At 67.0% G+C, this 9,185-nt stretch carries 9 protein-coding genes; 2 read left to right on the forward strand and 7 right to left on the reverse strand.

Going from position 1 to position 9,185, the window contains the following annotated elements; genetic code table 11:
• Positions 1-24: 24 nt before the first annotated feature.
• Positions 25-588: an outer membrane protein assembly factor BamE gene (locus ACMGEZ_RS22400; protein WP_436824473.1), complete on the reverse strand. Its 564-nt coding sequence runs from the start codon at positions 586-588 to the stop codon at positions 25-27.
• 92 nt (positions 589-680) lie between these two features.
• On the opposite strand from ACMGEZ_RS22400, the gene fur reads away from it, so the two are divergent.
• Positions 681-1,100, forward strand: coding sequence for a ferric iron uptake transcriptional regulator (gene fur, locus ACMGEZ_RS22405; protein WP_436824474.1), 420 nt, complete (start codon positions 681-683; stop codon positions 1,098-1,100).
• A gap of 44 nt (positions 1,101-1,144) precedes the next feature.
• Here fur and hprK read toward each other — a convergent pair whose 3' ends face one another.
• The 4 genes from hprK to ACMGEZ_RS22425 form a co-directional block, all read right to left on the reverse strand.
• Complete coding sequence (gene hprK, locus ACMGEZ_RS22410; protein ID WP_436824475.1) at positions 1,145-2,104, reverse strand: HPr(Ser) kinase/phosphatase; 960 nt, start codon at positions 2,102-2,104, stop codon at positions 1,145-1,147.
• A 31-nt stretch (positions 2,105-2,135) separates the two neighbouring features.
• Positions 2,136-2,603: a PTS sugar transporter subunit IIA gene (locus ACMGEZ_RS22415; RefSeq protein WP_068681828.1), complete on the reverse strand. Its 468-nt coding sequence runs from the start codon at positions 2,601-2,603 to the stop codon at positions 2,136-2,138.
• 93 nt (positions 2,604-2,696) lie between these two features.
• Positions 2,697-3,026, reverse strand: a complete 330-nt coding sequence (hpf, locus tag ACMGEZ_RS22420; protein ID WP_162576904.1) for a ribosome hibernation-promoting factor, HPF/YfiA family — start codon at positions 3,024-3,026, stop codon at positions 2,697-2,699.
• A 234-nt stretch (positions 3,027-3,260) separates the two neighbouring features.
• On the reverse strand, positions 3,261-5,360 hold the full coding sequence (locus tag ACMGEZ_RS22425) for an ATP-dependent helicase (RefSeq protein ID WP_436824476.1): 2,100 nt from the start codon (positions 5,358-5,360) through the stop codon (positions 3,261-3,263).
• A gap of 214 nt (positions 5,361-5,574) precedes the next feature.
• On the opposite strand from ACMGEZ_RS22425, the gene corA reads away from it, so the two are divergent.
• Positions 5,575-6,561 carry a magnesium/cobalt transporter CorA gene (gene corA, locus ACMGEZ_RS22430; RefSeq protein ID WP_436824477.1) on the forward strand — a complete coding sequence of 329 codons (987 nt, stop codon included), beginning with the start codon at positions 5,575-5,577 and terminating at the stop codon, positions 6,559-6,561.
• On the opposite strand, the gene ACMGEZ_RS22435 is transcribed toward corA, so the two are convergent.
• A complete protein-coding gene (locus tag ACMGEZ_RS22435) occupies positions 6,554-7,327 on the reverse strand; it encodes a 5'-methylthioadenosine/adenosylhomocysteine nucleosidase (protein WP_436824478.1) in 774 nt (257 codons plus the stop codon). The two genes, corA and ACMGEZ_RS22435, sit on opposite strands and share 8 nt — an antisense overlap.
• A gap of 11 nt (positions 7,328-7,338) precedes the next feature.
• Entirely contained in the window at positions 7,339-9,015 is a 1,677-nt protein-coding gene (locus ACMGEZ_RS22440) for a long-chain-fatty-acid--CoA ligase (protein ID WP_436824479.1), read from the reverse strand.
• Positions 9,016-9,185: the final 170 nt, after the last annotated feature.

Raw genomic sequence — 9,185 nt, forward strand, 5'->3', positions numbered from 1 at the left:
GGCGGGGCCGGCGGAGCCGGCGTACTAGCGCGTCGCTTCGAGCGGCGGATAGCTGGGGGGCAGCGGCGGCAGGGAGGCGGAGGTGTCGGCGTCAGCCTCCTTGCCCTTGTCCTTGGACGGCTCGAACTTCTTGAGCTGGTCTTCCGTGGCTTCCAGCACCGGCACCTTGCCGGCCCGCCCGCGGGCATCGACCGCGGCGACGAATTCCTGCTCGCTCGGCATCGCATCGCCCTCGAAGCGATCGAGGACCTCGCCGTTGAAGAACACCGTCAGCCGTCGCTGCTGGGGCTCGACGCCCTGGCGCCGGATGGTGAACACGTAGTCCCAGCGGTTGGTGTGAAACACGTCGGTCAGCAGCGGGGTGCCGAGGATTTCGCGCACCTGCTGGCGAGACATGCCGGGCTTGAGCAGCTCGACTTGCTCCTTCGAGACGAAATTGCCCTGCACCACTTCGACCTTGTAGGGCGTGATGGCAGAGAGGACGCCGCGCGAACGTTCGGTGAAGCTGCTGCAAGCCCCCAGGCTCAGCGTCGCGGCGACCGCGCCGGCGAGCAGCCAGAGGCGGCTTTCTTGGGAAAACTCAGGCATGGGGAAAGGCCGGGAGGGCAAGCGATATGATCGGGCCATTGTAGCGGCTGCCCCTCCAGGGGCCTCTCGCAGGGAAGGGCGCAGGAGTGACCATGGGCAACATCGACGAACTCAAGAGCACCGGCCTCAAGGCCACGTTGCCGCGCCTCAAGATCCTCGAGATCTTCCAGAATGGCGGGCAGCGGCACATGACGGCGGAAGACGTCTTCCGGGTGCTGCTCAACGAACATTCCGACATCGGCCTGGCGACGGTCTACCGCGTGCTCACGCAGTTCGAGCAGGCCGGCATTCTCGAGCGCAGCCACTTCGAGAGCGGCAAGGCGGTCTACGAGCTCAACGAGGGCACGCACCACGACCACCTGATCTGCACCGGCTGCGGCAAGGTCGAGGAGTTCTACGACGCCGAGATCGAGCGGCGCCAGCAGATGATCTCGAAGGACAAGGGCTGGATCCTGCAGGACCACGCCATGTCGCTCTACGGGCTCTGTGCGGACTGCACGGGCAAGCGCTAGGGCCCACGGGCGGCCCCGCCGCAAGGCGGCCGCACCCTCCCCCTCTATTCGTCGTCCCGCGCGCCTTCCATGGCCTTGTGGTGCCGCGCCACGAAGTCGGCATAGGTGTCGATGCCGCGCAGTTGCAGGATCGAGTTGCGCACCGCTGCTTCCACCAGCACCGCGATGTTGCGCCCGGCCACCACCTGGATGATCACCTTGCGCACCGGGATGCCCAGCACGTCCTGGGTCAGCGGCGCCGATGGCATGCGTTCGTAGTCGCGCTCGAAGCTGTCGCGCCGCACCAGATGCACGATCAGCTTGAGCCGCATCTTCCGGCGCACCGCGGTCTCGCCGAAGATGGCGCGGATGTCCAGCAGGCCGATGCCGCGCACTTCCAGCAGGTTCTGCAGCAGCTCGGGGCAGCGCCCTTCGAGCGTGGTCTGGTTGATGCGATAGAGATCGACCGCGTCGTCGGCCACCAGGCCGTTGCCGCGCGAGATCAGCTCCAGGCCCAGCTCGCTTTTCCCCAGCCCCGATTCGCCGGTGATCATCACGCCCAGGCCGAGGATGTCCATGAACACGCCGTGCATCGAGGTACGTTCGGCGAAATGCTTGGACAGGTAGGCGCGCAGCAGGTCGATGACGAAGGCGGAGGATTCCCGCGTCGCGAACAGGGGCAGCTGGGCGCGCTCGCAGATCGACAGCAGCTGGTCGGGCGCCACCTGCCCGTCGGCCAGCACCAGCATGGGCGGCTCCAGCGTCACGATGCGGGCGATACGCCGCACGCAGTCGTCCGGCGAGCCGCGAGTGAGATAGGCCACTTCGCGCGCGCCGAGGATCTGCACGCGGTAGGGATGGATGTAGTTGAGGTAGCCGACCAGGTCGGCGGCCGACTGGGCACGACTGATGACGCCGGGGTCGAACTGGCGCTCCGAGGCGCCCAGGCCCGCAAGCCACTCCCAGCGCAAGGAGCCGCGGAACTCCTCGAACATCGCATCGGCGCTGATGACGGTCGGCTTCATGCGCCAGACGCCGGACGGAAGATGCTGCGCTTCAAGCGACCTGGGCCGATTGCCATCCTGCGATCAGGGCATGCAGCTGCGCGGCGTCGTTGCTCGACTTGATCTGCTCGCGCAGGCCGGCGTCGCTCAGCAGCTCGGCGATCTCGGAAAGTATTTCCAGATGTTTCTGGGTCGCCGCTTCGGGCACCAGAAGGAAGATCAGGAGCACCACGGGCTGCTCGTCCGGCGCATCGAAGCCGATCGGGTTGGCCAGCTGGAAAACCGCCGCCATCGGCGACTTCAGGCCCTTGATGCGGCCGTGGGGGATGGCCACGCCGTGCCCCAGCCCGGTGGAGCCCAAACGCTCGCGGGCGAACAGGCTGTCGGTGATGAGGGCGCGGCCGAGGCCGTGCAGGTTTTCAAACAGCAAGCCCGCTTCTTCGAAAGCTCGTTTCTTGCTGGTGGCGTCGACGCTCACAAGGACTTGAGCGGGCGGCAGGATGGACGCGAGTCGGTTCATGTTGGGGCAGGGCGGGGGCGATTATGCACCCGCCCCGCAAAAAGCAAAGAGCCGCCCGAAGGCGGCCCGCAAGAGTGTTTGCCCGAAGGGGCACTACATCACGCGCTTCGGCGCAGCGTGGTAGTGGTCCTTGAGGCACTCCTTGTGCCGCACGACCTGGCGGTCGAGCTTGTCGACCAGCTCGTCGACGGCGGCGTAGAGATCAGCGTGGCTCGACTCGGCGAACATGTCACTGCCCTTGACGTGAATATTGCATTCGGCCCGTTGGCGCCTTTCCTTTTCCTTTTGCTTTTCCACGGTGAGGATCACCTTCACATCGACCACCTGGTCGAAGTGACGGGTGATTCGGTCCAGCTTGCTCGTGACGTAGCTGCGAAGCGCGGGGGTGACGTCGAGGTGGTGACCGCTGATCGTCAAATTCATGAATGACCTCCTGGAATTGACGGTTGGGAAAATGGCCTTGCCTCAAGAAATGAAGCCTGGCCGGCGAAAAAAAAGAGGGTTGGGGAAGGCAGGGGAAGGAGAAGAGGAAGGGTCGGTTCACTATGCCCATGCTGTCATCGAATTGCAATCCCTCCTGGCGCAAACCCCCGGAGGCCTTTGTGGTCAAGGCCCCGGCGCTATCAAATATGTAGTGCTAAAGACCGCGCGCCGTGCTCAGCGCCATGCGGCGCGCAGGCGCTTGCGCAAGTCGATGACCGCCGCCGGCGGCGGCACCGCGGGGGCCCGCTCGGGCGCCGGCGGCCAGGTGACTTGCTCGAAGCCCCGGGCATCGGCCGCCGAGATGAAGCGCGTGCGCCCGGCGTAGAGATGGCGGTCGCCGCGCACCGCCTGCTGGGTGACGTAGAAGCGCTGCGGCACGATCAGGTGCAGATGGTCGCGGGCACGCGTCATCGCCACGTAGAGCAGGCGCCGCTCTTCCTCGAGTTCCTGGGCGCCCTGCGCGACATCGGCCGGGATGCAGCCGTCGACCACGTTGAGCACGTGCACCGAGCGCCATTCCTGGCCCTTCGCCGAATGGATGGTGGAGAGGATCAGGTAGTCCTCGTCGAGCAGGGGCGGGCCGGGCCGGTCGCTGGTGGCCTCGGGCGGGTCGAGCGTGAGCTCGGTCAGGAAGCGCTCGCGCGAGGCGTAGCCGGAGGCCAGCCGGGCCAGTTGCTCGACGTCGCCGCGACGCAATCCGGCATCGTCGTGCAGCCGCTCCAGGTGCGGCAGGTACCAGCGCAGCGCGAGCTCCATGTCGGCGGGCCAGGCGAGTTCCGGGGCACGCAGTTGCACATAGATCGCCGCGAAGCGCGCCCACTCCTCCTTCGCGGCGGCGGGCGGCTGGAAGGCCTGCACCACGGCAGCCGGATCCCCCGCCTCGGCCATCGCCTCGAGCAGCCGCGTCGAGGTGGCCGGCCCGATTCCCGGGATCAGCTGGGTGACGCGAAAGCCCGCCATGCGCCCGCGCGGGTTCTGGGCAAAGCGCAGTACCGCCAGCAGATCCTTCACGTGCGCGGCCTCCAGGAACTTGAGGCCACCGTACTTGACGAAGGGGATGTTGCGCCGTGCCAGCTCGAGCTCCAGCGCCGCACTGTGGCTCGAGGTGCGGAACAGCACGGCCTGCGACTTCAGGGCCAGCCCGCCTTCGCGGTGCGCCAGCACGCGCTGCGCCACGAAGCGGGCCTGCTGGGCCTCGTCGGGAACCAGCACGAGTTGCGGCCGGCCCATCGAGGGCTTGTCCGTCCACAGGGTCTTGGCATGGCGCTCGGCCGCCGCCGCGATCACCGAATTGGAGACGTCCAGGATCGGTTGGGTCGAGCGGTAGTTTCGCTCCAGCGTGACGATGCGCGCGGGCTGGCTGAACTGGCCCGGGAAATCGAGGATGTTGCGCACGGTCGCGCCGCGAAAGGAATAGATCGCCTGGGCATCGTCGCCCACCACGGTGAGGCCGCGCCCGTCGGGCTTGAGGGCGCGCAGGATGGCGGACTGCAGCAGGTTGGTGTCCTGGTACTCGTCGACCAGCACATGGTCGAAGCGCGCGCCCAGTTGCGCCGCGAGCGAGGGCTCGGCCACCATCTCGGCCCAGTACAGCAGCAGGTCGTCGTAATCGAGCACCTGCTGGGCCTGCTTGGCCTCGACGTACGCGCCGAACAGGCGCTTGAGCTCGGCATCCCATTCGGCGCACCATGGGAAGGCCTGGGCCAGGACCTCGGCCAACGGCGCGCCGCCGTTGACGGTGCGCGAGTAGATCGCCAGGCAGGTGCCCTTGCGCGGGAAGCGCCGCTCCATCGCGGCCAGGCCGATGTCGCTGCGCACCAGGCCCATCAGGTCCTCGGCATCGCCGCGGTCGTGGATGGTGAAGCTGGCGTCGAGGCCGATCTGCGCCGCATATTCGCGCAGCAGCCGGGCGCCGATGCCGTGGAAGGTGCCGGCCCAGGGCAAGGACGGCGGCGCCTCCGAGCGCAGCCCGAGCACCTTCGCCAGCACCTGGCCGGCGCGCCGCTCCATCTCTTGCGCGGCGCGGCGCGAGAAGGTCAGGAGCAGGATGCGCTGCGGATCGGCGCCGTGCGCGATCAGGTGGGCCACGCGGTGCGCCAGGGTGCTGGTCTTGCCCGAACCGGCGCCGGCGATCACGAGCAGTGGTCGCGCGTCCGGGGACGCTTCCCCGGCACCGTGCTCGACGGCCGCCCGCTGTGCCTCGTTCAGTTCGGAGAGCACCGCGGCAAGACGCTCTTCCTGGCGCAGGGGGACTGGGATCGCGACGCTGGACATCGAGCGCGACTTTACTGGATATCCATCCAGATCCGCTCAGGAAAATGCAAGGGGCCGGTGACATAATCGCGCCTCGCTGCAACCGGAGACTTCGATGGACACCGTCCCGCCTCGGCAGCTTTCAACTCCCCTGTGACGCGTCGTTGGCCAGGGACTTGAAAGCGCCCTTCGCCCCCGCCCTCGCCAACGTCACCACACCACCCGGGAGTGAGCCATGCTCAACATCTTCACGCTCGCCAACGGCCGCCTCGTCCAGGAAGAGATCGAAGCGCTCGAGGAACTGTCGAAATTCCAGCCGATCTGGGTCGACCTCGAATCACCCACGCTGGACGAGAAGCGCTGGATCAAGCAGTACTACGGCCTGTCCATCCCCGAGGATGCGATGGACGAGGACATCGAGGAGTCGGCGCGCTTCTACGAGGAAGACAACGGCGAGCTGCACGTGCGCAGCGACTTCCTGATCGACGACGACGAGAACCCGCGCTCCGTGCGGGTGGCCTTCATCCTCAACCAGCACAACGCCGAGCTGCGCAGCCGCGGGGTGCTGTTCTCGATCCATGACGAGGACGTGCCGGTGTTCCGCCTGCTGCGCATGCGCGCGCGCCGGGCGCCCGGGCTGATCGAGGACGCCAAGGAGGTGCTGCTCAAGCTCTTCGACGCCGATGCCGAGTACTCGGCCGACTCGCTGGAGAACATCTACGACGAGCTGGAAGTCGCCGGTAAGAAGGTGCTCGAAGGCAACGTGAGCGACGAGCTGGCCGGCGAGGTGCTGGCCGCTATCGCGCGCCAGGAAGACCTGAACGGCCGCATCCGCCGCAATGTGATGGACACGCGACGCGCGGTGAGCTTCATGATGCGCAGCCGCATGCTCAACGCCGAGCAGTTCGAGGAGGCGCGGCAGATCCTGCGCGACATCGAGTCGCTGGACAACCACACGGCCTTCCTGTTCGACAAGATCAACTTCCTGATGGACGCCACGGTCGGCTTCATCAACATCAACCAGAACAAGACCATCAAGATCTTCTCGGTGGCCAGCGTGGCGCTGCTGCCGCCAACGCTGATCGCGAGCGTGTACGGAATGAACTTCAAGCTCATTCCCGAGCTGGAATGGAGCTACGGCTACGCCTACGCGATCGTGCTGATGGTTGCCAGCGCGCTGGTGCCGATGTGGTACTTCCGCCGGCGCGGCTGGCTCAAGTAGCGCGGGAGCCGGGCAGCCCCGCGAGCCAGGCCTCGATCAGGGCCAGGCTGTAGCGGCTCGCGACCGCGGCGACGAAGCGCAGGAAGTCGGCATGGGCCTGGTCATCGGCGCGGTCCGAGATGGTTCGGACCGCGGCGAAGGGCACGCGGTAGTCGTGGCAGACCTGCGCCACCGCGGCGCCTTCCATCTCGCAGGCCAGCGCGTCGGGCAGGTCATGGCGCAGCGCTTCGCTGTCGGCCGCGCGGGCGATGAAGCGGTCGCCGCTCACCACCAGGCCCCGGTGCAGGCGCGGCGCGTGCAGGCCGAAGTCATCGACCACCTGCTGGCCCAGCAACGCGACCGGATCGTCAAGCAGCCGCTCGGCCACCGTCGCCAGCGCATCGCTGATGGCGGTGTCGGTCGCGAAGCGCGCATGCCCGGTCAAGGGCACTTCGTAGCGCGGGAAGATCGGCGATGCGTCCAGGTCGTGCTGCAGCAGCCGGGTCGCCACCACCACGTCGCCCACCCGCACCCCGGGCGCCAAGCCGCCGGCCACCCCCGTGAAGACGATGGCGCGCACGCGGAAGCGTTCGAGCAGCACGGTGGCGGTCGTCGCCGCCGCAACCTTGCCGATCCGCGACAGCACCGCGACGATGGGCTGCCCCTGCAGATGCCCTACCCAGAAGTCGCGGCCGGCGATGCGCACGCGCTGCTCGTCCGGCATGGCGGCAAGCAGCGCGCCGAGCTCCTCCTGCATGGCTGCCACGATCGCGACCGGCGCCGCCATGGAGATGCCCGCTACTTCTTGTCGCGCAGCTCGCGACGCAGGATCTTGCCCACCGGTGTCTTCGGCAGGTCGGTGCGGAACTCGATCACCTTGGGCTGCTTGTAGCCGGTGAGGTTGGCGCGGCAGAACTCGCGCACCTGGGCTTCGGTGAGCTCGGGGTTCTTCTTGACGATCACCAGCTTGACGGCCTCGCCGGTCTTGTCGTCGGCAATGCCGACGGCGGCGCATTCGAGCACGCCCGGGATCTGCGCCACCACCTCCTCGACCTCGTTGGGGTACACGTTGAAGCCCGAGACCAGGATCATGTCCTTCTTGCGGTCGACGATCTTGAAGAAGCCGCGCTCGTCGACCACGCCGACGTCGCCCGATTTGAAGTAGCCGTCGGGCGTCATCACCTTGGCCGTCTCGTCGGGGCGCTGCCAGTAGCCGGCCATCACCTGCGGGCCCTTGATCGCGATCTCGCCGGGCTGCCCCGGCGGCACCTCGTTGCCGTCGTCGTCCAGCAGCTTCAGGTAGGTGCTCGGCAGGGGCACGCCGATGGTGCCGGTAAAGGCGGTGCTGGTGGTCGGGTTGCAGGTGGCCGAGGGCGATGTCTCCGAAAGGCCGTAGCCCTCGCAGATCGGGCAGCCGGTCTTCTCGAGCCAGAGCTTGGCCACCGCGCCCTGCACCGCCATGCCGCCGCCGACCGAGACCTTGAGGTTCTTCCAGTTGACGGTGTTGAAGTCGGGGTGGTTGGCCAGCCCGTTGAATAGCGTGTTGACCGCCGGGAAGCTGTGGAAGGTGTGCTTGGACAACTCCTTGAGCACGGCCGGAATGTCGCGCGGATTCGGGATCAGGATCAGCTTGCCGCCGGTGCGCATGGACAACATCATGTTCACCGTGAACGCGAAGATGTGATAGAGCGGCAGCGCGCAAACACTGGTGGGCTGCTCGCCGGCAGGCACCTTCTGCATGACCGGGTCGTTCCAGGCTTCGGACTGCAGCACGTTGGCGATCACGTTGCGATGCAGCAGCACCGCGCCCTTCGAGACACCCGTGGTGCCGCCGGTGTACTGCAGCACCGCGACGTCATCGGGTCCGATGGCCGCCGTTTGCAGTGTGCGCCCCGCCCCCTTGTCCAGCGCATCGTTGAAGCGCACGGCGCCGGGCAGGCTGTACGCAGGCACCAACTTCTTGACGTTGCGCACCACGTAGTTGACCAGCGCGCCCTTGAGCAGGCCGAGCCGGTCGCCCATGGCGCTCAGCACCACATGCTTGACCGGCGTGGCGCCGATGCACTGCTGCAGCGTGTTGCCGAAGTTCTCCATGATCACGATCGCCTTGGAGCCCGAGTCCTTGAGCTGGTGCTCCAGCTCGCGCGGCGTGTAGAGCGGGTTCACGTTCACCAGGATCAGCCCGGCCCGCAGGATGCCGCAGACCGCGATGGGGTACTGCAGGCAGTTGGGCATCATCACCGCGACGCGATCGCCCTTGGCCAGGCCCAGGCCCTGCAGGTAGCTGGCGAAGGCGCGGCTCAGCTTGTCGACCTCGCCGTAGCTCATGTCCTTCCCCATGAAGCTGTAGGCCGTGCGATCGGCGAATTTCGAGAAGCTCTCCTCCATGAGCGCGACCAGCGACGGATAGCGCGAAGCGTCGATGTCGGCCGGTACGCCTTGCGGGTAGCTGCTGAGCCAGGGACGGTCTGTCATGGATGTGTCTCCTCAAGAATTCTGGATTCTGGTCACGGAAACGCCGCCCGGCCTTCTCGGCTCGGGCGGCGTGCGCACGTGGGCGCCGCTTTTTACTCGATTGCCTTGCCCATGTCCTCGACCACCTTCTTCGCGTCGCCGAAGACCATCATGGTCTTGTCCATGTAGAA

Origin of the sequence: Variovorax stachyos (genome assembly GCF_051400855.1) — a bacterium.
Lineage (GTDB): Bacteria > Pseudomonadota > Gammaproteobacteria > Burkholderiales > Burkholderiaceae_C > Variovorax.